Source organism: Gordonia alkaliphila (genome assembly GCF_039542465.1).
In the GTDB taxonomy this organism is placed as follows: Bacteria; Actinomycetota; Actinomycetes; order Mycobacteriales; family Mycobacteriaceae; genus Gordonia; species Gordonia alkaliphila.
Map to the genome: position 1 here is coordinate 88,915 of NZ_BAABIE010000009.1, position 26,596 is coordinate 115,510.

General features: G+C 70.3%; 25 protein-coding genes. 20 read left to right on the top strand and 5 right to left on the bottom strand.

Features of this window, described 5'->3' with window-relative positions:
• Window positions 1-50 precede the first annotated feature (50 nt).
• The 3 genes from ABD989_RS11015 (at window position 51) to ABD989_RS11025 (ending at window position 3,936) form a co-directional block, all read left to right on the top strand.
• Complete coding sequence (locus ABD989_RS11015; protein ID WP_345313527.1) at window positions 51-2,141, top strand: sigma factor-like helix-turn-helix DNA-binding protein; 2,091 nt, start codon at window positions 51-53, stop codon at window positions 2,139-2,141.
• 77 nt (window positions 2,142-2,218) lie between these two features.
• Window positions 2,219-2,920, top strand: a complete 702-nt coding sequence (locus ABD989_RS11020; RefSeq protein WP_345313528.1) for a DUF6319 family protein — start codon at window positions 2,219-2,221, stop codon at window positions 2,918-2,920.
• Between the two features lie 8 nt (window positions 2,921-2,928).
• Window positions 2,929-3,936, top strand: a complete 1,008-nt coding sequence (locus ABD989_RS11025) for an NYN domain-containing protein (RefSeq protein WP_345313529.1) — start codon at window positions 2,929-2,931, stop codon at window positions 3,934-3,936.
• 35 nt (window positions 3,937-3,971) lie between these two features.
• Here ABD989_RS11025 and ABD989_RS11030 read toward each other — a convergent pair whose 3' ends face one another.
• The gene (locus ABD989_RS11030; RefSeq protein ID WP_345313530.1) at window positions 3,972-4,478 is read right to left on the bottom strand and encodes a GNAT family N-acetyltransferase; all 507 of its coding nucleotides are present in this window, start codon (window positions 4,476-4,478) and stop codon (window positions 3,972-3,974) included.
• Window positions 4,479-4,577: 99 nt separating this feature from the next.
• Here ABD989_RS11030 and ABD989_RS11035 point away from each other — a divergent pair, with 99 nt between their 5' ends.
• From ABD989_RS11035 to nuoN, 15 genes are all read left to right on the top strand, one after another.
• Entirely contained in the window at window positions 4,578-4,994 is a 417-nt protein-coding gene (locus ABD989_RS11035) for a hypothetical protein (protein ID WP_345313531.1), read from the top strand.
• A 117-nt stretch (window positions 4,995-5,111) separates the two neighbouring features.
• Window positions 5,112-5,474 (top strand): NADH-quinone oxidoreductase subunit A, encoded by a 363-nt coding sequence (locus ABD989_RS11040; protein ID WP_345313532.1) that lies wholly within the window; start codon window positions 5,112-5,114, stop codon window positions 5,472-5,474.
• A 19-nt stretch (window positions 5,475-5,493) separates the two neighbouring features.
• A complete protein-coding gene (locus tag ABD989_RS11045) occupies window positions 5,494-6,048 on the top strand; it encodes a NuoB/complex I 20 kDa subunit family protein (protein ID WP_246995208.1) in 555 nt (184 codons plus the stop codon).
• On the top strand, window positions 6,045-6,686 hold the full coding sequence (locus ABD989_RS11050) for an NADH-quinone oxidoreductase subunit C (RefSeq protein ID WP_425556524.1): 642 nt from the start codon (window positions 6,045-6,047) through the stop codon (window positions 6,684-6,686). Before ABD989_RS11045 ends, ABD989_RS11050 begins: the two co-directional genes overlap by 4 nt.
• A complete protein-coding gene (nuoD, locus tag ABD989_RS11055) occupies window positions 6,683-7,978 on the top strand; it encodes an NADH dehydrogenase (quinone) subunit D (RefSeq protein WP_345313533.1) in 1,296 nt (431 codons plus the stop codon). Before ABD989_RS11050 ends, nuoD begins: the two co-directional genes overlap by 4 nt.
• On the top strand, window positions 7,975-8,649 hold the full coding sequence (gene nuoE, locus ABD989_RS11060; protein WP_345313534.1) for an NADH-quinone oxidoreductase subunit NuoE: 675 nt from the start codon (window positions 7,975-7,977) through the stop codon (window positions 8,647-8,649). Before nuoD ends, nuoE begins: the two co-directional genes overlap by 4 nt.
• Window positions 8,646-9,980, top strand: coding sequence for an NADH-quinone oxidoreductase subunit NuoF (gene nuoF, locus ABD989_RS11065; protein WP_345313535.1), 1,335 nt, complete (start codon window positions 8,646-8,648; stop codon window positions 9,978-9,980). Before nuoE ends, nuoF begins: the two co-directional genes overlap by 4 nt.
• Entirely contained in the window at window positions 9,977-12,355 is a 2,379-nt protein-coding gene (locus ABD989_RS11070; RefSeq protein WP_345313536.1) for an NADH-quinone oxidoreductase subunit G, read from the top strand. The genes nuoF and ABD989_RS11070 overlap by 4 nt, the downstream gene beginning before the upstream one ends.
• Entirely contained in the window at window positions 12,352-13,632 is a 1,281-nt protein-coding gene (nuoH, locus tag ABD989_RS11075) for an NADH-quinone oxidoreductase subunit NuoH (protein ID WP_345313537.1), read from the top strand. The genes ABD989_RS11070 and nuoH overlap by 4 nt, the downstream gene beginning before the upstream one ends.
• Window positions 13,625-14,152 carry an NADH-quinone oxidoreductase subunit NuoI gene (gene nuoI / locus ABD989_RS11080; protein ID WP_246995194.1) on the top strand — a complete coding sequence of 176 codons (528 nt, stop codon included), beginning with the start codon at window positions 13,625-13,627 and terminating at the stop codon, window positions 14,150-14,152. Before nuoH ends, nuoI begins: the two co-directional genes overlap by 8 nt.
• Complete coding sequence (locus tag ABD989_RS11085) at window positions 14,149-14,955, top strand: NADH-quinone oxidoreductase subunit J (RefSeq protein WP_345313538.1); 807 nt, start codon at window positions 14,149-14,151, stop codon at window positions 14,953-14,955. The genes nuoI and ABD989_RS11085 overlap by 4 nt, the downstream gene beginning before the upstream one ends.
• Window positions 14,952-15,251: an NADH-quinone oxidoreductase subunit NuoK gene (nuoK, locus tag ABD989_RS11090; protein ID WP_246995190.1), complete on the top strand. Its 300-nt coding sequence runs from the start codon at window positions 14,952-14,954 to the stop codon at window positions 15,249-15,251. Before ABD989_RS11085 ends, nuoK begins: the two co-directional genes overlap by 4 nt.
• A gap of 4 nt (window positions 15,252-15,255) precedes the next feature.
• Window positions 15,256-17,166: an NADH-quinone oxidoreductase subunit L gene (nuoL, locus tag ABD989_RS11095; protein ID WP_345313539.1), complete on the top strand. Its 1,911-nt coding sequence runs from the start codon at window positions 15,256-15,258 to the stop codon at window positions 17,164-17,166.
• Between the two features lie 2 nt (window positions 17,167-17,168).
• Window positions 17,169-18,701, top strand: a complete 1,533-nt coding sequence (locus ABD989_RS11100) for an NADH-quinone oxidoreductase subunit M (protein WP_246997011.1) — start codon at window positions 17,169-17,171, stop codon at window positions 18,699-18,701.
• Entirely contained in the window at window positions 18,698-20,389 is a 1,692-nt protein-coding gene (gene nuoN, locus ABD989_RS11105; protein WP_345313540.1) for an NADH-quinone oxidoreductase subunit NuoN, read from the top strand. The genes ABD989_RS11100 and nuoN overlap by 4 nt, the downstream gene beginning before the upstream one ends.
• A gap of 177 nt (window positions 20,390-20,566) precedes the next feature.
• Here the strand turns inward: nuoN and ABD989_RS11110 are convergent, their stop codons facing one another.
• Window positions 20,567-21,946, bottom strand: a complete 1,380-nt coding sequence (locus ABD989_RS11110; RefSeq protein ID WP_345313541.1) for an HNH endonuclease signature motif containing protein — start codon at window positions 21,944-21,946, stop codon at window positions 20,567-20,569.
• 344 nt (window positions 21,947-22,290) lie between these two features.
• Here ABD989_RS11110 and ABD989_RS11115 point away from each other — a divergent pair, with 344 nt between their 5' ends.
• On the top strand, window positions 22,291-22,746 hold the full coding sequence (locus ABD989_RS11115) for a GNAT family N-acetyltransferase (protein ID WP_246995183.1): 456 nt from the start codon (window positions 22,291-22,293) through the stop codon (window positions 22,744-22,746).
• A gap of 125 nt (window positions 22,747-22,871) precedes the next feature.
• Here ABD989_RS11115 and ABD989_RS11120 read toward each other — a convergent pair whose 3' ends face one another.
• Both ABD989_RS11120 and ABD989_RS11125 read right to left on the bottom strand, forming a co-directional pair.
• Window positions 22,872-23,639, bottom strand: a complete 768-nt coding sequence (locus ABD989_RS11120) for a crotonase/enoyl-CoA hydratase family protein (protein ID WP_345313542.1) — start codon at window positions 23,637-23,639, stop codon at window positions 22,872-22,874.
• Entirely contained in the window at window positions 23,636-25,180 is a 1,545-nt protein-coding gene (locus tag ABD989_RS11125; RefSeq protein WP_345313543.1) for an AMP-binding protein, read from the bottom strand. Before ABD989_RS11125 ends, ABD989_RS11120 begins: the two co-directional genes overlap by 4 nt.
• 56 nt (window positions 25,181-25,236) lie before the next feature.
• Between ABD989_RS11125 and ABD989_RS11130 the strand changes: the two genes are divergently transcribed.
• A complete protein-coding gene (locus ABD989_RS11130) occupies window positions 25,237-25,812 on the top strand; it encodes a TetR/AcrR family transcriptional regulator (RefSeq protein ID WP_345313544.1) in 576 nt (191 codons plus the stop codon).
• Window positions 25,813-25,830: 18 nt separating this feature from the next.
• On the opposite strand, the gene ABD989_RS11135 is transcribed toward ABD989_RS11130, so the two are convergent.
• Window positions 25,831-26,583: an LLM class flavin-dependent oxidoreductase gene (locus ABD989_RS11135; protein ID WP_308221356.1), complete on the bottom strand. Its 753-nt coding sequence runs from the start codon at window positions 26,581-26,583 to the stop codon at window positions 25,831-25,833.
• Between the last annotated feature and the right edge of the window lie 13 nt (window positions 26,584-26,596).

Genomic DNA, 26,596 nt, shown 5'->3' on the forward strand with positions numbered 1-26,596 from the left:
ACATCCCCCGGTCCGCCCGACCGCGCCCGCGGTGGGTAACACTGGAGACCATGAGTCCGGATTCGCCCGAACCCGCCGACGACACCGTCCTCTCGTGGCTCGACGCCGCGCCGTGGCTCGATGAGCTACGCAGCGATCCGGAGTTCTTCTGGCTCGACGACCAGCCCGCCGACACCGATCCGGAGGTGGCCCGCGCGCACTGCGACCTGATCGCGGTCCTGGTGGTGGAGACGCAGGCCTCCACCCCGATCGGCGAGCTGCTGCCGCTGCTGCCCGGCGGCGTCGATCTCATCCCGGATCCGAACCTGCCCACCCGCACCGCGAACTGGCTGCTGGCCTCCTCCACGTTCACCACCGACCGCATTCGCGACGTGACGACCTCCGCGATTCTCGCCAGCCGCGGCATGGGCATGGGATCGGTGCTGCCGCTGCTGAGCCGCCTGGTGAAGCTGTCCACGCACGCCGATCGAGTGGGCGGCGACCATTCCGATGCCCGCCGCCGGGCCGTCGACGATGTGGTGCGCGATCTGGAGATCATCGCCCGGTGGCGGTACGCGACCGGGGACCAGACCACGCCGCTGCTCGACGCACTACCGGCCGCCGCGCCGTCGGTGGCCCACGACGCACACCGTCGACTGCACGCGCTCACCGCGGCCGGTCCGCTGGTCGCCGCGGCGGCCGCCGCGAACGTCGCCGACCAGCTCAGCGAACGACTGGCCGCGCTCGCCGACCGTGACCGCGAGGTCTTCGTCGAACGTCGTCTCACCGACGATCGGACGCCGCTCGAGGAGATCGGCGAACGCTACGGCGTCTCCCGCGAACGCGTACGACAGTACGAGGCCCGCGGCCTCGACGACCTGTACGCCTGGGTGGAGGGCAGCTCCGACGCGCAGTTCCTCATCGAGTCGGCGGTGGTGATCACCGACGCGGTCCGGCCGCTCGACGACCTGCTCGCCGCGCTGCCCGCGATCGGCGAGGAGGTGACCGCGGTGGGCCGACCCCTGTGGCGGGTTCTGGTCGGTATCGGAGCGCCGTTCGAAGTCGACGGCGTCTGGGCGGCCTCCCCCACGCTGTCCGCCGCCCGCGACCAGACCACCGCGCTGCTCGACGCCCACGCCGACGAGTACGGCGTGGTGGACCCGGCGGTGTTCGCCGACCTGACCCGCGCCGCCCTGCCCGACGAGACCCCGGACTGGCGGACCGACTGGGCGGCCGAGGTCGGCGCGGTGGTCTACCGCGACCGGATCCTGACCCGCACCGGCACCATCGAGGACTACGCCGCGGCCCTGCTGTCGATTCACGGTGCGCCGATGACCCCCGAGGAGTTGGTGGCGGCGTTCCACGTGCAGCGCTCGGCCCGGTCGATGGTCAACCAGATGACCGGGGACGAGCGCTTCATCCGGGTCAGCCGCAGCCAGTGGGGCCTGCGCGCGTGGGGCGGTCGCGAATACGCCACCATCCGCGCGGCCATCGGCGACCTGCTCGACGACCTCGGCGGCAGCGCACCGCTGGAGGTGCTCGTCGACCAGCTCGCTCCGCGCTTCGACGTGAAGCCGGCGAGCGTCGTGGCCTATGCCGCGGCCCCGCCGTATCGCACCGACGACGGCGTCGTGACCCGCGCCGACGGTGCTCCGCAGCCGCGGAAGTCCCCCGCCCAGACGCGCCACCTCTACCGCGTCGGCCGGGCGTGGAAGCTGCGGGTCACCGTCAACGCCGAGCACCTGCGCGGCAGCGGCTCTCCCCTGCCGATCGCACTGACCACCGCATTGGCGTTGGAGCACGGCGAGACGCGCCAGCTGTCGTCGGCGCGCGGGGCGCAGCCGGTGTCGTGGACCTCGCTGCAGCCCAACCTCGGCAGCATCCGCCGGTTCTTCGCCGATGCGGCCGACGATCCGCCCGGCGAGGCCTTCTTCGTCTTCACCGACGACGGCGCGTTCGACGTCGAACCCGCGGTGCTCGACGCCGAACGGCCGACCGACCGGCTGCTCGCCGCCGTGGGCGCGACCGATGCCGACCCCGCGACGGCCTCGACGATTCTGGCCGTCGCCGTCGGACTGCCCGAGGACGCGTCGACCGACGAACTGCGGGCGGCGCTGCTCGCCCGCGGCGAATCCGATCTCGCGGCACTGCTGGCCCCCTGACGTCGTCGCCGTGTGCAACAGTTGACACAGTCCCCGGTTCCCACCCATGGTGCCGTCCCGAGAAGAGAGGCCGCCTCATGCCGCCGCGCCGCCGATCTGCGAACACCGGATCGCTGACCACCGAAGACCTCGCGGTCCTCGCTGCCGCCGTCGCCGAAGGACGACGTGCCACGGTGTACCTGGTGGAGGGCACCCCGAGTCTCGGGTTGGAGCCGGGCAGTTCCGCGCGGGTGATCTCCGTGGACGGTCAGACCGTGGTGGTCCGCCCCCGCGGCGTCGACGACGAACTGCCCTTCGAGGCCGACGAACTCCGGCGCAGCAAGAATCCGCCGCCCGCCCCCGCCCCGAAGAAGACGGCGCCCGCGAAGAAGGCGGCGGCGCCGCCGACTCCTGCTCCGCCGTCCGCAGCGCCGACGCCCGCACCGGTACGAGCCGCCCCGATCAAGAGTGCTCAGCCCAAGCGCGCGCCGGCCAAGGCGAGCGCGCCCAAGTCGGTGACCGTGACGCTGCACGGCGCCCCGGACAACACCTGGTCGGTGGCCGTCGCGCGCGGTGCCCGCAAGCCGCAGCGCGCCCGACCGGTGTCCCCGGATGCGGTGGAGGCGGCGGTCGCCGGGCTCGGCGATCCGTCGTCGCTCGAGGCCGTCACCGCGCTGTTGCACGCGGCCCGGGAGGAGGCGCGGCAGCGGGTGGACGCCCTCAGTCGTGAGCTCGAGGAGGCCCAGCAGGCGCTGGCGGCGCTCACCGAATCCGGTCCGCGTCGGACCCCGCTGACATAGTGGGTGGCATGCGATCGACCTGCTCCGTCTACATCGACACCGGCTACCTCCTGGCCTCGGCCGCCACCCGGGTCACCGGTACGTCGCTGCGCAGCGGCATCCACGTGGAGTACCGCCGGCTCATCGATTCCCTGGTGGCGTTGGCGCAGGACCATTCGGGCCTACCGCTGCTCCGCGTGCACTGGTACGACTCGGCGCACAACGGGGTGCCGGACGCGCAGCAGCAGCGCATCGGCGAACTCGCGAAGGTGAAGCTGCGACTCGGACGCTTCGGTTACGAGGGCGTCCAGAAGGGCGTCGATCTGCGGATCGGCCTGGACCTGGTGACGCACGCGCGCAACAAGACCTCCGACGTGTTCTTCCTGGTCAGCGGCGACGACGATCTGACCGAAGCCGTCGAGGAGGCGCAGGCGCACGGCGTGCAGGTGGTCCTGTTCGCCGTACCGGTGAACGGCACTCGACCGCACGGCGTGAACCGCCATCTGATCCGCGCGGTCGACGATCTGCACGTGATCGACGGCGCGATCATCGACGACGCCGCACTCAAGGTGGAGCTCGACGCCGCCCCGGTGGTGCCCACCGAACCGGCGCCGGCGGCGGAGGCCACACCGGCACCCAAGCCCGGTCCGTCACCGCGCGACCTGGCGACCTCCCGCCCCATTCCGGCACCGGCCAAGGCGCCCGCACCGGTCCTGGCGTACACCTCCGCGACCGGCACCACCAGTTACGTGGCCGCCGAATACGACGCGACGCCGTGCGACGAGGCCGCCGAAGCCCTCACCGCGGAGCTGGCCGATCAGATCGCCGATCGAGTGCTCACGTCGTTCCTGACCAGTTCTGACGAGAAGGCCAAGGCGGCGCTGGCGCTGTCCCGGCCGTCGATCCCCCGGGACATCGACCGCGCCCTGCTGCTCGACGCGTGCGAGGCGATCGACGTCTACGACCTCCCCGAGCAGGCGCGCTATCGCCTCCGGACCCGGTTCTGGGATCGGTACGACGCGAACGCGGCGGGCTGACTCAGACGGCCCACGGGGGCGGTCGAGGCGCGGGCTCAGTCGGCGAGAAAGTCGCGCTGGAAGATCGCCATCCGCGTGACGTCCTGGTAGGCGCCGTCGGCGAAGTACTCCTCGCGGAGCACGCCCTCGCTGACGAAGCCGGCCTTCTCGTAGACGTGGATCGCCGCCGCGTTGGCGTTGTCCACCAGCAGGTAGACCTTGTGCATGTTCAGGATCGCGAACGCGTAGTGCAGCACCGACCGGGTGGCGGCGCCGGCGTAGCCGTTGCCCTGACTGTCCGGGGCGACGATGATCTGGAACTCGCAATTGCGGTGGCGCACATCGATGTTGACCAGTTCGACGATGCCGCAGCGGCGCCCGGCGTCGTCGATCACGAAGCGCCGTTCGGTCTCATCGTGCAGGCGCTGGTTGTACCGGTCTTCCATCGCCGCCAGCGAATAGGTCGGTTCGACGAACCAGTAGCGCATCACCTCCGGGTCGTTGAACAGCCCGTGAACGAAGGGCAGATCCGCTCGCTCCAGCGTGCGCAGCGCAGCCGTCATCGGCCGTCTCCTCTTCTGTCGGGGGCCGATACCGGACCGACCCGTTGATTCCAGCCTAAGCCCCCCGCCCGCGGACATCGTCGCAGTAGGGTCGGCCACATGACACGGCCTACCGGCGACGGGGTGGTCCTCCGCGTCCTGATCTACTCCGACGACCACCGCACCCGCGCGCACGTGCGCGGCGCGCTGGGCCCACGGGTGGATCCGGACCTGCCGGAGCTGGAGTTCCTGGAGGTGGCCACCGCCCCCATCGTGCTCGCCGAGCTCGACACCGGCACGGTGGATCTGGTGATCCTCGACGGCGAGGCCGCGCCGTTCGGCGGGCTCGGACTGGCCAAGCAGCTGCGCGACGAGTACGAGCCGTGCCCGCCGCTGCTCGTATTGATCGCCCGCACCGCCGACCGGTGGCTCGCCGACTGGTCTCGCGCCGACGCGAGCGCGACGCTTCCGGTGGATCCGATCGCGCTCTCGCGCGAGGTCACCGCACTGCTGCGTCGCGGCACCGCCCGCGGGTGAGCGTTTCTTCCCCACGAACCGCCCGACCGTGACTAGTGTGTGTGGCAAGTCACAGGCGTGGTCCTGATCACGCGGATGCAGTGAAATCGGTTGCGGCACAAGGAGGACTGATCGGGGATGAATGGGTACGCACCGATCCTGATGCTTGGTGCCGTAGCTCTCGCCTTCGCCCTGGTCTCGGTGGTTCTCGCGGCCGTCGTCGGCCCTCGACGCCACAACCGCGCCAAGCTGGAAGCCTACGAATGCGGCATCGAACCGCTGCCGCCGACGGCCGGGATGGTGCAGCGATTTCCGGTGAAGTACTACCTCACCGCCATGCTGTTCATCATCTTCGACATCGAGATCGTCTTCCTCTATCCGTGGGCGGTGGCCGCCGACAGTCTCGGCTGGTTCGGCCTCCTCGCCGTCGGCCTGTTCCTGGTCAACGTCTCGGTCGCCTACGCCTACGAATGGCGGCGCGGCGGACTGCGGTGGGACTGAGCGGAGAGGGACCGAACCGATGGGAATCGAAGAACAACTGCCCGGCGGCTTCCTGCTGACCACCGTCGAGAAGCTCGCCGGTTACATGCGGAAGGGCTCGCTGTGGCCGGCCACCTTCGGGCTGGCCTGCTGCGCGATCGAGATGATGGCCACCACGTCCGGCAAGTACGACCTGGCGCGCTTCGGCATGGAGGCCTTTCGCGCCTCCCCGCGCCAAGCCGATCTGATGATCGTCGCCGGCCGGGTGAGCCAGAAGATGGCGCCGGTGCTCCGCCAGATCTACGACCAGATGGCCGAGCCGAAGTGGGTCCTCGCGATGGGCGTGTGCGCCTCCTCCGGCGGCATGTTCAACAACTACGCGATCGTGCAGGGCGTGGACCACGTGGTGCCCGTCGACATCTACCTGCCGGGCTGCCCGCCGCGGCCGGAGATGCTGCTGAACGCCATCCTCGCCCTGCACGAGCAGATCGCCGCCGAACCGCTCGGCGTGCACCGCGAGCAGGCCGCCCGGGCCGCCGAGCGCGCCGCGCTGTCGGCTCCGACCACACTGGAGTTGAAGGGGCTGCTCCGGTGAGCGGGCTGTTCGGGCCGCCCGGCACCGGCGACACCTCCGGATTCGGCGGACTGCGCACCACGGTGGCGCTGCCGCGCACGGCGGAGCGGCCGTACGGTGGCTGGTTCGACGAGGTGGTCGACGAGCTGATCACCGGTCTCCGCGCCCGCGACGTGGACCCGGAGGCCGCGCTGGAGCAGGTGGTGATCGACCGGGACGAGCTGACGCTGGTGGTGGCCCGCCGCCACCTGCCCGCCGTGGCCGCGACGCTGCGCGACGAACCGCTGCTCCGTTTCGAACTGTGCCTCGGCGTGAACGGCGTGCACTATCCGGAGCGGTCCGGCCGCGAACTGGCCGCGGTGTATCCGCTGCGGTCGATCACGCACAACCGGCTGCTGCGGGTGGAAACGTCGGCGCCGGACGCCGACCCGCGCGTCCCGAGCCTGGTGGCCGTCTACCCCACCAACGACTGGCACGAGCGCGAGACCTACGACTTCTTCGGCATCGTCTTCGTCGGCCATCCGTCGCTCACGCGGATCGAGATGCCCGACGACTGGGAAGGGCATCCGCAGCGCAAGGACTACCCGCTCGGCGGCATCCCGGTGGAGTACAAGGGCGCCACCGTGCCGCCGCCGGACCAGCGGAGGTCGTACCGGTGACCCCGCAGAACTACACCGTCAGCGGCCGGGACTGGACCGACCTGGTCGACGCCCTCGCCGACCGCGAGGTGGCCGACGAACGCATCGTGGTCAACATGGGCCCGCAGCACCCGTCCACGCACGGCGTGCTGCGGCTGATCCTGGAGATCGAGGGCGAGACGGTCACCGAGGCGCGGTGCGGCATCGGCTATCTGCACACCGGCATCGAGAAGAACCTGGAGTACCGGAACTGGACCCAGGGCGTCACCTTCGTGACGCGCATGGACTATCTCGCACCGTTCTTCAGCGAGACCGCCTACTGCCTCGGCGTGGAGAAGCTGCTGGGCATCACCGACCACATCCCGCCCCGCGCCACCGCCGTCCGGGTCCTGCTGATGGAACTCAACCGGATCAGCTCGCACCTGGTCGCCCTGGCCACCGGCGGCATGGAACTGGGTGCGGTGACCCCGATGTTCCTCGGCTTCGGCGCCCGCGAAACCATCCTCGACCTGTTCGAGGAGATCACCGGCCTCCGCATGAATCACGCCTTCATCCGCCCCGGCGGTCTGGCCGCGGATCTGCCCGACGGCGCGGTGGAGTCCATCGCCGCGGTGCTCGACGGGCTGCCCGCCCAGATCGCCGACGTGGAAGCGCTCCTCACCCACAATCCGATCTGGAAGGCGCGCACCCGCGGCGTCGGCTACCTCGATCTGACCGGCGCGATGGCGCTCGGCATCACCGGGCCGGTGCTGCGGTCCACCGGGCTGCCGCACGATCTGCGCAAGGCCGCCCCCTACTGCGGCTACGAGAACTACGAGTTCGACGTCGTCACCGACACGGCGTGCGACTCCTACGGCCGCTACCTGATCCGCGTGCAAGAGATGTACGAGTCGATCACGATCGCGCGGCAGGCGTTGGCCGCGCTCGAGCCCGGTCCGGTGAGGGTCGACGACGGCAAGCTGGCCTGGCCTGCCGACCTGACCGTCGGCCCCGACGGCCTGGGTAATTCGCCCGCGCACATCGCCGAGATCATGGGCGGCTCGATGGAGTCGCTGATCCACCATTTCAAGCTGGTGACCGAGGGCATCCGTGTCCCGGCCGGGCAGTGCTTCGTGGCGCTGGAGGCCCCGCGCGGCGAACTCGGGGTGCACGTGGTCTCCGACGGCGGCACCCGGCCCTACCGCGTGCACTTCCGCGATCCGTCGTTCACCAACCTGCAGGCGGTGGCCGCGATGTGCGAGGGCGGTCTGGTGGCCGACGTGATCACCGCCGTGGCCAGTATCGACCCGGTGATGGGAGGCGTCGACCGATGAGCGAGCCGATCCCCCCGTCCCGGATCCCCCTGTCGGTGACCCCGACGTTCTCCACCGCGCCCGCGGAGCCGCCCATCGCGTTCGGCGGGCCGGAGCGGTACGACGACGACGTGGCGGCCGCCCTGGCCGCCGAGGCCGGTCCGATCGTCGCGCGCTATCCGCAGTCCCGGTCGGCGCTGCTGCCGCTGCTGCACCTGGTGCAGAGCCACGACGGCTACGTGACCCGCGCCGGGATCGACTTCTGTGCTCGCACCCTGGAATTGACTCGCGCGCAGGTGGCCGGAGTCGCCACCTTCTACACGATGTATCGGCGCGAGGAGACCGGCACGCACCTCGTCGGGGTGTGCACCACCACGCTGTGCGCGGTGCTCGGCGGCGACGCGATCCTGGCCGAGCTGACCGACCGCCTGGGCATCGCCGTCGGCGAGACCACCGACGACGGGGCGGTGACCCTGGAGCGCGTGGAGTGCAACGCGGCCTGCGACTTCGCGCCGGTGGTGATGGTCAACTGGGAGTTCTTCGACAATCAGACGCCCGAGTCCGCGCAGCAGCTGGTGCGGGATCTGCGGGACGGGAACCCGGTGGCGCCCAGCCGCGGGGCGCCGTCGCTGTGCACGTTCCGCCAGGCCGCGCGTCTGCTGGCCGGGGTGCCGGAACAGGAGCAGCGATGATCACCGTCGACCTGCCGTCGAGCGTCCCCGAACCCGCCGAGCCACCCGTGCTCAGCAGGCACTGGGACGACGAGCAGTCGTGGACGCTGCCGAACTACTTGCGCCGCAACGGATACCAGGGCCTCAAGGCGGCGCTGCGGATGCGTCCCGACGAGGTGATCGAACTGGTGAAGACCTCCGGGTTGCGCGGCCGCGGCGGCGCCGGCTTCCCGGTCGGCACCAAATGGTCGTTCATTCCGCAGGACACCCCGGCCCCGCACTACCTGGTGGTCAACGCCGACGAGTCCGAGCCGGGCACCTGCAAGGACATGCCGCTGATGCTGGCGTCCCCGCACATGCTGATCGAGGGCATCGCGATCGCCGCGTACGCCATCCGCGCCCGGCACGCCTTCGTCTACGTCCGCGGCGAGGTGGCCTCGGTGGTGCGTCGGCTGCGCGCCGCGGTGGCCGAGGCCTACGACGCCGGGCTGCTGGGCCGCCAGGTGCTGGGCTCGGGTCTGGATCTGGAGCTGGTGATCCACGCCGGGGCGGGCGCCTACATCTGCGGCGAGGAGACCGCGCTGCTCGACTCGCTGGAGGGTCGGCGCGGGCAGCCGCGGCTGCGGCCGCCGTTTCCGGCGACGGCCGGTCTGTACGCGAGTCCCACCGTGGTCAACAACGTCGAGTCCATCGCGAGCGTCCCGGCGATCCTGCGCAACGGCACCGACTGGTTCCGCTCGATGGGCACCGAACGCTCCCCCGGCTTCACCCTGTATTCGCTGTCCGGGCACGTGGCCCGCCCCGGGCAGTACGAGGCCCCGCTCGGCGTGACGCTGCGCGAGCTCCTCGAACGCGCCGGCGGTATCCGCGCCGGGCACACCCTCAAGTTCTGGACGCCGGGCGGATCGTCGACCCCCATGTTCACCGCCGAACACCTGGACGTGCCCCTCGACTACGAGGGCGTCGGCGAGGCGGGCTCCATGCTCGGCACCAAGGCGCTGCAGATCTTCGACGACACCGTCTGCGTGGTGCGGGCGGTGACGCGGTGGACCGAGTTCTACGCCCACGAGTCGTGCGGCAAGTGCACGCCCTGCCGCGAGGGCACCTACTGGTTGGTGCAGATGATGCGCCGCCTGGAGTCCGGCGACGCCAGCGAAGCGGATCTGACGACGTTGGTCGACATCACCGAATCCATCGTCGGCAAAGCCTTCTGCGCGCTCGGCGACGCGGCCGGCGCGCCGATCATGAGCTCGCTCGAGTACTTCCGCGACGAGTACCTCGCCCACTTCCCCGGCGGCTGCCCGTTCGATCCGGCCCGCGCCACCGCCTTCGCCGACGGCGGCCCGCGGTGACCGCCCCGGACCCGGTCACCCTGACCATCGACGACGTGGAGGTCACCGTGCCCGCGGGCACCCTGGTGATCCGCGCCGCCGAGCTGGCCGGCATCGAGATCCCGCGCTTCTGCGACCATCCGCTGCTGGCCCCGGTCGGCGCGTGCCGCCAGTGCCTGGTGGAGATCAGCGGGCAACGCAAGCCGATGGCCTCCTGCACCATCCCGGTGGCGCAGGACATGGTGGTGCGCACCCAGCACACCTCCGCCGAGGCCGAACGCGCGCAGAGCGGTGTGATGGAGCTGCTCCTGATCAACCATCCGCTGGACTGCCCCACCTGCGACAAGGGCGGCGAATGCCCGCTGCAGAACCAGGCCGTGTCGGCCGGGCGACCGCAGTCCCGGTTCACCGGCACCAAGCGGATCTACACCAAGCCGGTGCCGCTGTCGCCGGCCATCCTCCTCGACCGGGAACGCTGCGTGCTCTGCGCGCGCTGCACCCGGTTCGCCGACGAGATCGCCGGCGACCCGCTGATCGAACTCGCCGACCGCAGCGCGCTGGAACAGGTCAGCGTCTACGCCGACGAGCCCTTCGACTCGTACTTCTCCGGCAACACCGTGCAGATCTGCCCGGTCGGGGCGCTCACCGGCACCGCGTACCGGTTCCGGGCCCGCCCCTTCGACCTGGTCTCCACCCCGAGCGCGTGCGAGCACTGCGCGGCCGGCTGCGCGCAGCGCACCGATCATCGCCGCGGCACCGTGCTGCGCAGGCAGGCCGGCGACGACCCCGAGGTCAACGAGGAGTGGAACTGCGACAAGGGGCGCTGGGCGTTCACCTACGCCGATGCGCCCGACCGCCTGCGGGTGCCGCTGGTGCGCGGCGAGGACGGCGCGCTGGCGCCCGCGTCCTGGGCGCACGCGCTGGCGGTGGCGGCGCGCGGGCTGACCGGTGCGGGGGCCCGGGCCGCGATGCTGGTGGGCGGTCGGGCCACCGTCGAAGACGCCTACGCCTACGGCAAGTTCGCCCGCACGGTGCTGCACACCAACGACGTCGACGTCCGGATCCGCAGCCACAGCGCGGAGGAGACCGACTTCCTGGCGGCGCACGTCGCGGGCACCGGCATCGGCGTCACCTACGCGCAGGTCGAGGCCGCGCCGGTGGTGGTCCTGGCCGGGCTGGAACCGGAGGAGGAGTGCCCGATCCTGTATCTGCGCCTCCGAAAGTCGGTGCGCCGCAATGGGATGACGGTGATCGCGCTGGCGCCGTGGCGGACGCCCGGTGCGGACAAGACCGCAGCGACGGTGCTGCCGTGCCTGCCCGGCGAGGAGGCGGCACTGCTGGCCTCGGAGCACGTGCGCGCACAGCTCGCCGTTCCGGGCGCGGTGCTGCTGGTCGGCGAACGTCTCACCGATGCCCCCGGCGCGCTGACCGCCGCGATCGACGCGGCGGCGGCGACCGGCGCGGGCTTCGCCTGGGTGCCGCGGCGCGCCGGTGAGCGGGGCGCGCTGGACGTGGGCGTCGCACCGAATCTGCTGCCCGCCGGACGGCCGGTGACCTCCGAGCGGGCCCGCCGCGACCTGGCCGCCGTCTGGGGCGTCGTGCCACCGGCCGAGCCGGGCCGGGACACCGCGCAGATCCTGGACGCGCTGGCCGACGGCGCGCTGACCGCGGTGGTCACCGGCGCGGTGGACCTGGACGATCTGCCCGATCCGGCAGCGGGTCGTCGTGCCCTGCGCGACGCCTTCGTCGTGTCGCTGGAGCAGCGGCCGTCGTCGGTCACCGAGTTCGCCGACGTGGTGTTCCCGGTGGCCGCCGTCGCCGAGAAGGCGGGCACCTTCGTCGACTGGGAAGGCCGCCCGCGGGGCTTCGAGGCGGCGCTGCCGGCCGCGGCCGACGGTCGCGCGACACTCTCCGATCATCGGGTGCTGCACGCGCTAGCCGCCGCGGTCGACGTGGACCTGCATTGCGACAGCGCGGCGGACATCCACCGCGAGTTCGCGGCCATCGGGCCGTGGGACGGCGAGCGGGTGGTCCCGGCGCCGGTGGCCGCGGCAGAATCGTCCGATACCGCCCCGCGCCGCACCGGCACCTTCGTGCTGGCCACGTGGCGGATGCTGCTCGGCGCGGGGCGGCTGCAAGAGAACGAACCGCACCTGGCCGGGACGGCGCGGCGTCCCGTCGTGCGTCTGTCCCCCGCCGCCGCGGCCGCCCTCGAGCTGCGCGACGGCGACGCCGTGACCTGCTCCACCGACCGCGGCGAGGTGACCCTGCCGTTGGCGATCACCGACATGCCCGACCGCGCGGTGTGGCTGCCGATGAACGCCCCCGGTGCCACCGTGCCCACCCGACTCGGCGGTCGCGCCGGGATCGACGTCCAGGTGCGGGCGGCGCGATGACCTACGCCGCCGAGTTCCCCGACCTGGCCGACTTCGGCCGCGATCCCTGGTGGCTGATGGCGGCCAAGGCGATCGGTATCTTCGCCTTCCTGGTGCTCACCGTGCTGATCGCGATCCTCGCCGAACGCAAGATCATGGCGCGCATGCAGAAACGCCTCGGCCCGAACCGGGTCGGCTGGCACGGGATCCTGCAGAGCCTGGCCGACGGCGTGAAGCTGGCCCTCAAGGAGGGCATGACGCCGTTCGGCGTGGACAAGGTGCTGTATCTGCTGGCCCCGGTCATCGCGGTGGTGCCCGCGTTCATGGCGTTCGCGGTGATCCCGATGGGGCCGTCGGTGTCGGTCTTCGGCCACCACACGCCGCTGCAGTTGACCGATCTGCCGGTCGCCGTGCTGTACGTCCTGGCCATCACGTCCATCGGGGTGTACGGCATCGTGCTGGCCGGCTGGTCGTCGGGCTCCACCTATCCGCTGCTCGGCGGGCTGCGGTCCACCGCCCAGGTGATCTCCTACGAGATCGCGATGGGGTTGAGCTTCGCCGCGGTCTTCCTGCTCTCGGCCACCATGTCGACGTCGGGCATCGTCGCCGGGCAGGCCGGTCGCTGGTACGTGCTGGTGCTGTTGCCGTCGTTCGTGATCTACGCGATCTCGATGGTCGGCGAGACCAACCGCGCGCCCTTCGACCTGCCCGAAGCCGAGGGCGAGCTGGTCGGCGGCTTCCACACCGAGTACTCGTCGCTCAAATTCGCCATGTTCATGCTCGCCGAGTACATCAACATGGCGACGGTGTCGGCGCTGGCCACCACCCTGTTCCTGGGCGGCTGGCAGATCCCGTGGCCGCTGAGCCTGATCGGCGGCCTCAACTCCGGGTGGTGGCCGCTGCTGTGGTTCGTCATCAAGATGTGGTGCTTCCTGTTCGTCTTCATCTGGCTGCGCACCACGCTGCCGCGGCTGCGCTACGACCAGTTCATGAAGCTGGGCTGGAAGGTGCTGATCCCGTTCGCCCTCGGGTGGGTGATGGTGGTCGCGGTGATCGCCGAGGCCACCCGCGGCATGGCCGCGTGGACGTCTGGGCTGATCTTCGGCGGGGTCGGCCTGGTGGTGACCGCACTGATGGTGGTGGCCATCGGCCGCGTCGTCGGCGCCACGTCGTCGACGGTCCCCGATCCGGTGCCGCCCGACCCGACCGCCCCGTTCGATCCGTTCGCCGGCGGCTTCCCGGTGCCGCCGCTCCCCGGACAGGTCCTGCCGCCAGCGAAGGAGGCCACCGATGTCTGACTCGCCGAAGAGCTCACGACTGCCCAAGAGTGTCGCCGGTTTCGGTCTCACCTTCGGTTCCATGTTCCACGAGCCGATCACCGAGGAGTACCCGGAGCAGAAGACGCCGACCGCGGCCCGCTATCACGGCCGCCATCAACTCAATCGGTACGACGACGGCCTGGAGAAGTGCATCGGCTGCGAACTGTGCGCGTGGGCGTGCCCCGCCGACGCGATCCTCGTCGAGGGCGCGGAGAACACCGAGGCCGAGCGCTATTCGCCGGGCGAACGGTACGGCCGCGTCTACCAGATCAACTACCTGCGGTGCATCGGCTGCGGGCTGTGCGTGGAGGCGTGCCCCACCCGCGCGCTGACGATGACCGACGACTACGAGATGACCGGCCCCAGCCGGGCCGGAATGATCTACGAGAAGGACCAGCTCCTCGCGCCGCTCTCCGACGGCATGGACGCGCCGCCGCATCCGATGGCGCCGGGCACCCGGCCGGAGAACTACTATCGCGGCGAAGTGGGGCCGCAATGACGTCGGCACTGCTCGCGGCCGCCGAGCTCACGCGCACCGGCACCGGCGAGGCGGTCACCTTCTGGGTGTTGGCGGTGATCGTGGTGATCGGCGCACTCGGCGTGGTGCTCAGCCCCCGCGCCGTCTACTCGGCGGTCTTCCTCGCGATGACGATGATCATTCTCGCGGTGTTCTACGTGCTGCAGGGCGCACTGTTCCTCGGGGTGGTGCAGGTGGTGGTCTACACCGGCGCGGTGATGATGCTGTTCCTGTTCGTCCTCATGCTGATCGGCGTGGACTCGTCGGAGTCGCTCACCGAGACCATCCGGGGGCAGCGCTGGCTGGGCGCCGGACTGGGCGTCGGTTTCGCGATCCTGCTGGTCGCGGCCATCGGCACCGCCACCCTGGCGCCGTTCCGCGGCGCCCCCGACTTCAGCGGCGGCACCGAGCCGGGCGGCGGCAACGCGAACATCCGGGCGCTGGCCGAGCTGATCTTCGTCGACTATCTGTGGGCGTTCGAGCTCACCGGTGCGCTGCTGATCACCGCCACGCTCGGCGCGATGGTGCTGGCGCACCGGCAGCAACTCGGCCCGCGCCGCGGGCAGCGTGAACTGTCGATCGCGCGGGTGCGGGCCGGTCGCCAGGTGACCCCGCTGCCGCCGCCCGGCGTCTTCGCCCGGCACAACGCGGTGGACATCCCGGCGCGCGAGCCGGACGGCCGCCCGTCACGGGCGTCGGTGAACGCGATGCTCACCCCGCGATCGCTGCCGCATCTGCTCGATGAGTCGCCGCGGCTGACGCCGGGATCGGAGGAGGACGCGTGAACCCGGCCAACTACCTGTACCTGGCGGCGATCCTGTTCGCGATCGGCGCGTCCGGGGTGCTGCTGCGCCGCAACGCGCTGGTGGTGTTCATGTGCGTGGAGCTGATGCTCAACGCGGCGAACCTGGCGTTCGTCACCTTCGCGCGCATGCATTCGAGTCTGGACGGGCAGGTCATCGCGTTCTTCACGATGGTGGTGGCCGCCGCCGAAGTGGTGGTGGGCCTGGCGATCATCATGATGATCTTCCGGACCCGTCGTTCCGCGTCCGTCGACGACGCCGATCTGTTGAGGCGGTGAGCAGGTGACGAGCGGATTCTGGGCCGCGCTGCTGTGGTGGATTCCCGGCCTGCCCGCGGTCGGCGCGGCCGTGCTGCTGCTCGGCGGTCGACGCACCGACACGTGGGGCCACCTGCTGGCGACCGCCCTCTCGGGGATGGCCGCGATCGCCGGGATCGCGTCCGTCGCGGCGATGATCACCCGCGACCAGGCCACGCGCACCGTGGTCTCCACCGGCTGGCAGGTGATCGACTCCGGCGGTTTCCAGGTCGACGCGGCGCTGCGACTGGACCAGCTGTCGGTGTGCTTCGTCCTGCTGATCACGGTGGTCGGCACGCTGATCCACGTCTATTCGATCGGGTACATGGCCGACGATCCGAACCGTCGTCGCTTCTTCGCCTACCTCAACCTGTTCCTCGCCGCGATGCTCGTGCTGGTGTTGGCCGACGGCTACCTGGGCATCTACCTGGGCTGGGAGGGCGTCGGTCTGGCGTCGTACCTGCTGATCGGCTTCTGGCAGCACAAGCCGACCGCGGCGACCGCCGCCAAGAAGGCGTTCGTGGTGAACCGCGTCGGCGACATCGGCTTCGTCATCGCGCTGATGATCATGTTCGCGACCTTCGGTTCGGTCGGCTTCGGCGACGTACTGGGCGGCGTCGACGGCACGAGCGAGTCGACGCTCACCTGGATCAGCCTGTGCCTGCTGCTGGCGGCGTGCGCCAAGTCGGCGCAGGTACCGCTGCAGTCGTGGCTGCTGGACGCGATGGAGGGCCCCACCCCGGTGTCGGCGCTGATTCACGCGGCCACCATGGTCACCGCGGGCGTCTACCTGATCACCCGATCGGGGCCGCTGTTCGAGGCGGCGCCGGGCGCCCAGACCGCGGTGCTCGTCGTCGGGGCGGTGACCCTGCTGTTCGGCGCGATCATCGGCTGCGCCAAGGACGACATCAAGAAGGCGCTCGCGGCGTCGACCATGAGTCAGATCGGCTACATGGTGCTGGCCGCCGGACTGGGACCGGCCGGCTACGCGCTGGCCATCGCGCACCTGATCGGGCACGGCTTCTTCAAGGCCGGCCTGTTCCTGGGCGCCGGTTCGGTGATGCACGCGATGAACGAGCAGACCGACATGCGCCGCTACGGCGGGCTGGCGCGCCTCATGCCGATCACCTTCGTCACCTTCGGGTTCGGCTATCTCGCACTGATCGGCATTCCGCCGTTCTCCGGCTTCTTCACCAAGGACGGCATCATCGAGACCGCGCTGGCCGCGGGCGGGATCCGTGGCCCGCTGCTGTTCACCGTGGCCGTGCTCGGCGCCGGCCTGACCGCGTACTACATGACCCGGGTGATGGCGATGACCTTCTTCGGCGAGCGACGGTGGGCCGACGCCCCCGACGCCCCGACCCCGCACGAGTCGCCCGCGGTGATGACCGCGCCGATGGTGGTGCTGGCGATCGGTTCGCTGCTCGCGGGCGGACTGCTGGTGATCGGCAGCACCCTCGCCGACTGGCTGGCGCCGGTGGTCGGGACACCCGAGCACCACGAGTCGCCGTTGTCGGCGGTGGCGGTGACCGTCATCGTGCTGGTGGTGGTCGGCGCCGGCATCGCGCTGGCCTGGCGGCAGTACGGCATGCGGCCGGTGCCGACCGTCGCGCCGCAGGACGTCGGCGTGCTCACCGCCGCCGCGCGGCGCGACCTGTACGGCGACGCCGTGAACGAGGCGGTCTTCGAGGGCTCCGGTCGGGCGCTCACCGCGACGGCGGTGCTGGTGGAGGACGAGGTGCTGGCGCGAATTCCGGACGGGGTGGGTGCGGGCGTGACCGGGCTGTCCCGGCTCAGCCGCGGGCTGCAGACCGGTTTCGTGCGGTCGTATGCGGCGTCGATCCTGGTCGGCACGGCCGTGATCGGTGTCGTGACCTGGGTGGTGAGCGCGCTGTGACGATGCCCTGGCTCACCGTGCTCTGGCTGCTTCCGGCCGTCGCCTCCGTCGTCGTGCTGTTCCTGCCGTCCGCGCGTGCCACCGCGGCCAAGCAGGTCGGGATCGGCGCGGCACTGATCACCGCCGGGTGGGCGATCGGTCTGGCCGTCGCCTTCGACGCCGGCGGCGACCGCTTCCAACTGACCGAGGACGTCAGCTGGATCCCGGCGATCGGTGCGCGCTACTCGCTGGCCCTGGACGGCATCGGGTTGGCGCTGGTGCTGTTGACCGCGTGCCTGGCTCCCCTGCTGCTGCTGGCCGGCTGGCACGACGGCGGGCGGTCCGCGCGCAGCGTGCACGCCTACGTCGCGCTGCTGTTGGCCGTCGAGTCGATGGTGCTGATGAGCTTCGTCGCCGTCGATCTGCTGCTGTTCTACCTCGTCTTCGAGGCCATGCTCATCCCGATGTACTTCCTCATCGGCAGCTACGGCGCCGACCGTCCCCACCGCGGGCACGACGGGCCGTCGGACACCTTCGGGTCCCGCGCCGCGGTGCGGTTCCTGCTGTACAACCTGCTCGGCGGCCTGATCATGCTGGCCGCCCTAATCGGCCTCTACGTGGTGACCACCCGCAGCGGCGACGGGACGTTCTCGTTCACGGCCCTCAGCGAGCTGGCGGCCGGCGAGGGGTTGGATGCCTCGTCGACGACGTTGAACTGGCTGTTCCTGGGTTTCCTGTTCGCCTTCGCGGTCAAGGCACCGCTGTGGCCGCTGCACGGCTGGCTGCCCGACGCCGCCGTGTCGGCCACCCCGGCGAGCGCGGTGATGATGATGGCGGTGATGGACAAGGTCGGCACCTTCGCCATGCTGCGCTTCTGCCTCGGCCTGTTCCCCGAGTCGGCGGAGACCTTCGCGCCGCTGGTGTCGGTGCTCGCGGTGATCTCGATCCTCTACGGCGCGGTGCTGGCGATCGGCCAGACCGACCTCATGCGGTTGATCGCCTACACGTCGATCTCCCACTTCGGGTTCATCGTGCTGGGGATCTTCGCGCTGACCGCGCAGGGCCAGAGCGGGTCGACGCTGTACATGGTGAACCACGGCATCTCCACGGCCGCGCTGTTCCTGGTGGCCGGGTTCCTGGTGACCCAGCGCGGCAGTCGGCTCATCGCCGACTACGGCGGTGTGGCGAAGGTGGCGCCGGTGCTGGCCGGCACCTTCCTGGTGGCCGGGCTGGCGACGCTGTCGTTGCCGGGGCTCGCGCCGTTCGTCAGTGAGTTCCTGGTCCTGATCGGCACCTACCTGCGTTATCCGGCGGCGGCGATCCTCGCGGCGCTCGCCCTGGTGCTGTCGGCGCTGTACATCCTGTGGACGTACCAGCGGATGTTCGGCGGCGCGGTGCGGCAGCCGGGTCCGCTGCGCGACCTGACGCTGCGGCAGAAGTCGGTTCTCGCCCCGCTGGTGGCGGCGCTGCTGGTGCTCGGCTTCTTCCCCGGCCTGGTGCTCGACTTCGTCGATCCGGCCGTCGAGGCCACCGTCAGCACGGAGGTCACGCGATGAGCTCTTTCGCACGGAACACCGTCACCCTCGCCGTCGACGCGCCCAGCATCGACTACTTCCGCCTCTCCCCGATGCTGATCGTGTTCGGTGTCGCGGTGCTCGGGGTCCTCGTCGAAGCACTGCTGCCCGACGTCGCCGCGCGTTACCGCACGCAACTGGGCCTCGGCCTGGGCGGGCTGCTCGCCGCGTTCGGCATGACCGTGGCGGTGGCCGTCGTCGACGGGTCGCAGCCGCACGTGACGATGGCCGGGGCGGTGATCGTCGACGGCCCCGCTCTCTTCCTGCAGGGGGTGATCCTGCTGGTCGCGGCCGCGTCGGTGGCGTTCATGGGCGAACGTCGTCTGGACCGGGTCTGGGCGTCGGCGCAGGTGCAGTCGGCCGCGGGCGCGCGCATCGCTGTGGGCGGCGGGCCCGGCGCAGAAGTCGGTTCCGGCGCCGACGACACCGACGACCGGGAGCTGCCGGCCGATGCGTTCACCCCGGCCGGCTCCACCGTGCCCGGCTCGGTCGACGAACTGCGGGCCGGACGGGCCCGCTGGTACACCACCGAGGTGTACCCGCTCGCGCTGTTCGCCGTCGGCGGCATGATGCTGTTCGGCGCGAGCGGCGACCTGCTGACCATGTTCATCGCCCTCGAGGTGCTGTCGCTGCCGTTGTATCTGCTGTGCGCGTTGGCGCGGCGTCGTCGACTGCTGTCGCAGGAGGCGTCGCTCAAGTACTTCCTGCTGGGCGCGTTCGCGTCGGCGATCTTCCTGTTCGGCACCGCCTTCGCCTACGGGGCGACCGGCTCGCTGTCGCTGCACCGGATCGGGCGGGCCGTCGCCGACGGCACCGCCGACCACACCCTCGCGTTGATCGCGGTGGTGATGGTGACAGTGGGGCTGCTGTTCAAGGTCGGCGCCGTGCCGTTCGGGTCGTGGGTGCCCGACGTCTATCAGGGCGCCCCGACCCCGGTGACCGCGCTGATGGCGTCGGCCACCAAGGTCGCCGCCTTCGGCGCGCTGCTGCGCGTGCTGCACGTGGCCTTCCCCGGCCTGCAGGACGACTGGCGGCCGGCGCTGTGGACCATCGCCATCGCCACCATGGTGCTCGCGACGATCATGGCGGTGACGCAGCAGGACATCAAGCGCATGCTGGCCTATTCGTCGGTCAGTCACGTCGGCTTCGCGCTGGTCGGCGCCATCACCCTCACCGAGGACGGCGTGAGCAGCACCCTCTTCTATCTGACCGCGTACGCCTTCGCCGCGTTCGCCGCATTCGCGTTGCTGGCGGTGGTGCGCGACGAGGCTGGGCGCGAAGAAGCCGCGCTCGACGCGTGGGCCGGGTTGGGTCGACGACGGCCCCTGGTGGGCGTGCTGATGTCTCTGCTGTTGCTGTCGTTCGCGGGCATTCCGCTCACCAGCGGCTTCCTCGGCAAGTTCGTCGTCTTCGCCGCCGCCGGCGCCACCGGCGCATGGGCGCTGGTGATCGTGGGCGTGCTGTGCAGCGCGATCGCCGCCTACTTCTACGTGCAGGTGATCGTGTCCATGTTCTTCCGCCCGGCACGCGACGACGCGCCGCTGGTGGTGACGCCGAGCCCACTGACTTCGGTGCCGATCGCCATCGGCGTCGCGGTGACCATGGTGCTCGGCGTCTTCCCCCAGCCGCTCCTCGACCTGGCTGCCTCGGCGTCGTCGTTCCTGACCTGACGACGCCGGGGCAACCCACTCTCTATGGAATTCTCAAACAACACATCGCACCGGGACCCGCTCCCGACACTGCATTCTGGAATGTTCTAGATCTCGCTCGAGGCGAGAGTCGTTGGTGGACAGCGCTTGTGTGGCTGTTGGGACTTCAGTTCAGGAAACAGGCGGCGCAGCGCGGGCTCAGGCCGCGCCGGGCAATAACGTCAGCGTGCGCCGGGCGTTGGATGGGATCGGTTCCCGGAAGCGCTTCGGATGCTCCGGATCGGCCGGCGGCACGAACCACGGGTGCCGGTCGTGCCCGATGAACACCTCCCACCCGCTCTGATGGATCAGCATGTGGTGGCGACGGCAGAGCAGGACGCCGTTATCCAGGCAGGTCTGCCCGCCGTGCTCCCAATGCTCGACGTGGTGGCCGTCGCACCACGACGGCGGCAACCCGCAACCAGGGAACGCGCACCCGCGATCACGGAGCACCAGCGCTTTGCGGATGGCCGGCGTGAACAGTCGCTTCTCACGGCCCACGTTCAGGGGCGCACCGTTGTCATCGAGCAGCGCGATCGCCACCGACGCCTCGCACATGATCAGTTCCGCGGTGCGCGCGGAGATCGGCCCACCGAACCCGAGCCACGGCACCGAGGTGTCGGAATCCGCGAACGGGATCGAGATCGTCTGTCCGGCAACCGAATCGAGCACTTGACCGTTCATCACCACCGCCGCCGGCACCGACAGGGTCACGTGCGGCAGCACTCCCCCGCTCTCCGGGCGTTCGGAGTGCGCGAGATAGGTGCGGACCACCTGGGTCATCGCGTCGGCTCGGCGCCGCTTGGCGGACCGCTTGTCATTCGAGCCGTCCGGCTCGGGAACAGGCCGCGTCAACGGATCCAGCGCCGCGAACAACTCCTCGGCCGCCACGGTGTCCAGATCGATGGTCACGGCCACGCGTCCATCGTCGGTCCGATCCATGGTCATCTCGTTGAGATCGTCGCGCTCAGCGAGCGGCACCTGACCTTCACCGAGCTCGACCGGCGCGAGCTTGATCGCCCACGCGCGCGCCTTCTCCTTCACCCGCGCCGGGGTGGTCTGCACCATCAGCGAGTGCACCACACGCGCACGATCCTCCTCGGAGAGATCCACGACGCGACCTTCCACGTGACCCTCACCGGTCACGACGGCATCGCCCTTCTCCGCCGACACCGCACCGTCGCGGATCCCACGGGTCACCGCGCGTAGGCCCTCATCAGCGATCGCCCATGCGATGCGGGCCGCCCGGTACGCAACCGCTGGTGCCGCACCGAGCTCGGTCACGATCGACGCGGCGGACCGTACGTGCTTGCGGGCGGGCAGGCCACTCCGCTCGATCGCCGCGCACACCGCAGCCAGCGAGTAATCGACCACGTTGCGCAGCCGCAACACGGCTGCGGCCACCGCGAGGAGTTCCCGGTCGTCGTCCACCGCGCGAACCCGCGCCAAGAAGCGTGCGAGATTGTCGACGGTGTCGTCGTTGTCGGTGACGTCGTCGACCATGAAGTCGGCGAGTTCGGTCAAGCCTGCTGCGTCCACCTGGGACACCTCCGGGTCGGAGAGTAGTTACAGCGATGAACCGGTCGAGCTGCGGTGACGGTCGGTCAGAGCAGCCACTCGATTCGGCAGACGGGCAGAGGTATCCGCATCGTCTAACTCCAAGTTACGCCTCATATTCGATTAGCACAACCGTTCGTCGAAACTTTTTTCGAATAGTTTTCCAAAGCCCACTACCAGCGCTTTTGCCCTACGAGCGCCGCGTCCAGTCGGTCACAGAGTGTAGGGTTGTGGGGCTCTGACAACCACAACACGACATTCTGCTGACCGGTCATGAGCTGCCGACCAGTCTCGCGCTGTCGACTCGGACGACAAGGAAGCCTTCCATGCCGAACCCGCACGACACCGAGATTCGCGCTTCCCGAGGCACCGAGGAGTACCCGGCCCTCGTCGACATCTGGCGCAGTGCGGTGCGTGCGACGCACGACTTCCTCGCCGAGTCCGACTTCGCACGCATCGAGGGCAGTCTCGCCGCGCTGTACTTCCCCGCCGTGACCCTGCTCGTGGCCGAACGGCGCGGCACGCCCGTCGGCTTCGCCGGAGTGGCCGACGGCAATCTCGAAATGCTCTTCGTGACCGACGACGCCCGCGGCACCGGCGTCGGTACCGCGCTGCTGCGCGCGACGATCGCCGACCTCGGCGTCCGCGCCGTCGACGTGAACGAACAGAACCCCGGCGCGCTCGGCTTCTATCTCCACCACGGCTTCACCCAGGTCGGGCGCGACGACCTCGACGGCGACGGCCGCCCCTACCCGATCCTCCACCTGCAGCTGCAGCCCTAGTGCCACCGCGACGCAAAGGCGTCACCCGGACACGAAGGCGGCACCCGACCCCCCAGGCGGCTCCCCCGGCTGCCGCCTGTGGGGTGGGGAGCCGCCCGTGTGCGGCACTGCCGCGAACGGCGCGGTCAGATATCGGTGAAGTCGCCGCCGCGGCCCTTGCCCGACGCGAAGCGACCGGCACCGGTGAGCCCGTCGGCAGTCAGCGACGCGACGCCCAGGTGGTACTCGCGCTCGAGGGCGGCCGGCTCGTCGAGCGACCACTGCTCCCGCGCCGACCGACGATCCCCACGCATGCAGGTCTGCGGCATCCGGGCGATCTCGTGGGCCAGGGCCACTGCGGCCTCCCGCGCCGTACCGGCCGGAACCACGCGATTGACCAGGCCGAACGACAGCGCCTCGGCGGCGTCCACCGGGCGGCCCGTGAGGATCAGGTCCATCGCGCGGCTGTGCCCGATCAGGCGCGGCAGGCGGATGGTGCCGCCGTCGATCAGCGGCACGCCCCAGCGACGACAGAACACGCCGAGCGTCACGTCGTCGTCGGCCACTCGCAGATCGCACCAGATCGCCAGTTCCAGACCGCCGGCCACCGCGTTGCCGTGGATCGCCGCGATCACCGGCTTGTCCAGGTCCAGCCGGGTGGGGCCCATCGGGCCGTCGCCGTCGACGGCCACCACGTTGCTGCGTTCGGTGCCCACCCCCTTGAGGTCGGCGCCCGCGCAGAACGACGGGCCGTCGCCGGCCAGCACCGCGACCTTCGCGTCGGAGTCGTCGAACTCGCGGAAGGCCGCAGCCAGTTCGGCGGCCATCGGACCGTCGACGGCGTTGTGCCGTTCCGGCCGCGCCATGATCACCAGGAATACGTCGCCGTCGCGTTCGATCCGCACGTCGTTCATCGGGCGTCCTCCCACAGCGGCTCGCGCAGCGCGCGGCGCAGAATCTTGCCCACCGCCGACTTCGGGATCGCGTCGACGAAGTGCACGCTCTTGGGCGCCTTGTGCGCGGCGATCTGGTCGCGGACGTGCGCGATCAGCTCGGCCTCGGTGACTTCGGCGCCGGGGTTGACGGCGACGAACGCGGTCACGGCCTCCACCCAGGTGGCGTCCGGGGCGCCGACGACGGCACATTCGGCGACGGCCGGATGGCTGGCGAGGGCGTCCTCCACCTCGCGCGGGTACACGTTGTAACCGCCGGTGATGATCATGTCGCTGGTGCGGTCGACCAACACCAGGTAGCCGCGCTCGTTGAAGCGGGCGAGGTCACGGGTCTTGATCCAGCCGTCCGCCGTGAAGGTGGCCGCGTTGAGCTCATCGGCGTCGTAGTAGCCGGCCATCTGGAACGGTGCCCGCAGCGTGATCTCGCCGATCTCGCCGGGCGCCACCTCGTTGCCGTCTTCGTCGAGGAGCTTCAGTTCCAGGTCGGCGGACGGAATGCCGCAGGCGCCCCACAGCGAGCGATCCGCGTGATCTTCTTCGCTCAGCGCGGCGATCACCAGCGGCGCTTCGGTCTGGCCGTAGTACTGCGCCAGGATCGGGCCGAACGCGGCGATCGACCGCTCCAGCACCGGTGCGGGCATCGGACTCGCACCGTAGATCACCTTGCGCAGCGAACTCAGATCGGCGTCGTCGAGCACGCCGGTACTCAGGAGCATCGCGAACATGGTGGGCACCAGGTTCAGCTCGGTGACGCGATACCGGCCGACGGCCGCGGCGAACGCGGCCGGATCGAAGGCCGGGAGGATGGCCGAGGCACCGCCGCGAATCCAGTACGGGAGCACGAAGGTGCCGCTGGCGTGGATCAATGAGGCCGCGTGCAGCATCACCGAGTCGTGCTTGGGATCGAGCAGGTTGGCCAGAATGTTGGCACCGACCGCACCGTAGGACGCCTGGGTGTGGATCACGGCCTTGAGCTTGCCGGTGGTCCCGGAGGTGTAGAGCATGAGCGTCGGATCCTCGGGAACCAACTCGACGTCCGGTTCGCCCACCGGTTCCGACGTCGGCGCGAGCAGATCCACCCCGGAAGCCGGCGCAACGACACCGAGCCCGAGCACCGTCAGCTCCGGGAACCGCTCGCGCAGTTCCTCGGCCCGGTCGATCAGCGAGGCATCGGCGACGACGACGGTCGCACGCGAGCCTTCCAGCATCGCGGCGTGCTCGTCGAGCGACAGCCGCGCGTTCAGCGGGACGCGGACCACACCGGTCTTGATGGCCGCGAAGTCCATCGGAATCGAGTCCAGACCGTTGTTCACCAGCAGCGCGACGTGCGCGCCCTTCGCGACACCGGCCGCCAGCAGGTGATGGGCGATCAGGTTGGCGCGGTCGTTGACCTCGCGGAAGGTCAATGTGTCGTCGCCGAAGTACACCGCGGTGCGGTCGGCGTGCGCCGCCGCTCCCCTGCGGATATGGGTCACTGCCATCGCCATTGCGTCAGTCCTCATCTCTCCGGATTCAAAACAGATCATTTGGTCTGTTTTGCTTGTGACATGATTCTGCCGTGACCACCCCACCCCGTCAAGAGCGAGCGCTGCGCACCCGCGAAGCGATCGTGCTCGGCGCCGTCGACGTGCTGGTGGACCACGGTTACGCGGGGATGACGATGCAGCGGGTGCAGACCGCGGCCGGCGTCACCCGGGGCGCGCTGACCCACCACTTCGGTTCCATGTCGGCGATCGCGGTGGCGGCCGTCGACCATCTGGCCGACACGCAGGCCGCCGAAGTCCGCGCCGCGCTGACCCCCGGCCAGTCCCTCGACAGCGCCGTCGAGGTGATCCACCAGATCACCCGCCGACCGACGTTCATCGCCGGCCTGCAACTGTGGACCGCCGCGCGCACTCAGCCCGAACTGCGCGACGCCCTGCGACCCGGCGCCCATCGACTCCTCGAGCAGATCCGCGAGATCCTCGGCCCACTGACCAGCGACCTGTCCGACGACAACCGCGACGTCTTCGTCGACGGTCTGCTGAGTCTGCTCCGCGGCCTCGCCATCGGCGCAGTCCTGCGCGACCGCCCGGAACGCGAGAAGGCGGTGATCCACGCGTGGATCACCGCCTTTCTCGCCGACCGCGGCTGATCGGCCGAGTCCCGCGTACTAGCGCCAGCCGAGGGCGGGCGCGACGTGGGTCAGGATCGACTCGATCACGTGGGCGTTGTACTCCACGCCCAACTGGTTCGGAACGGTCAGCAGCAGCGTGTCGGCCGCGGCGATCGCCTCGTCCTCCCGCAACTGCTCGATCAGCACGTCCGGCTCGGCCGCGTACGACTTGCCGAAGCGCGCGACGTCGCCCTCGATGTACCCGATCTGATCCTGATCGTCGCCGCGAGGACCGAAGTAGGCGCGGTCCCGGTCGTCGACGAGCGCGAAGATGCTGCGGCTCACCGAGACTCGCGGCTCGAAACCGTGATCCTGCTGCGCCCACTCATCGCGGAAGACTTGGATCTGCTCGGCCTGCAGCTGATGGAACGGCACGCCGGTGTCCTCGGTGAGCAGCGTCGACGACATCATGTTCATGCCCTGCTCCGCGGTCCACTTGGCCGTGGCGCGCGAGGCCGAACCCCACCAGATCCGCTCCCGCAGTCCGTGCGAGTACGGCTCCACGCGCAGCAGACCGGGCGGGTTGGGGAACATCGGCCGAGGACTCGGCTGGGCGAACTTGCGCCCCGACACCACGTCGAGGAACACGGACGTGTGCTGGCGCGCGAGATCGGCGTCGGTCTCCCCCTCGCCGGGTACGTAGCCGAAGTACTTGTAACCCTCCACCACCTGCTCGGGCGATCCCCGCGAGATGCCCAGCTGCAGCCGGCCGCCGGCGGATTCTCGTAGCGCATGTAGCGGTTGCAACACCCGGCGAGCGGTG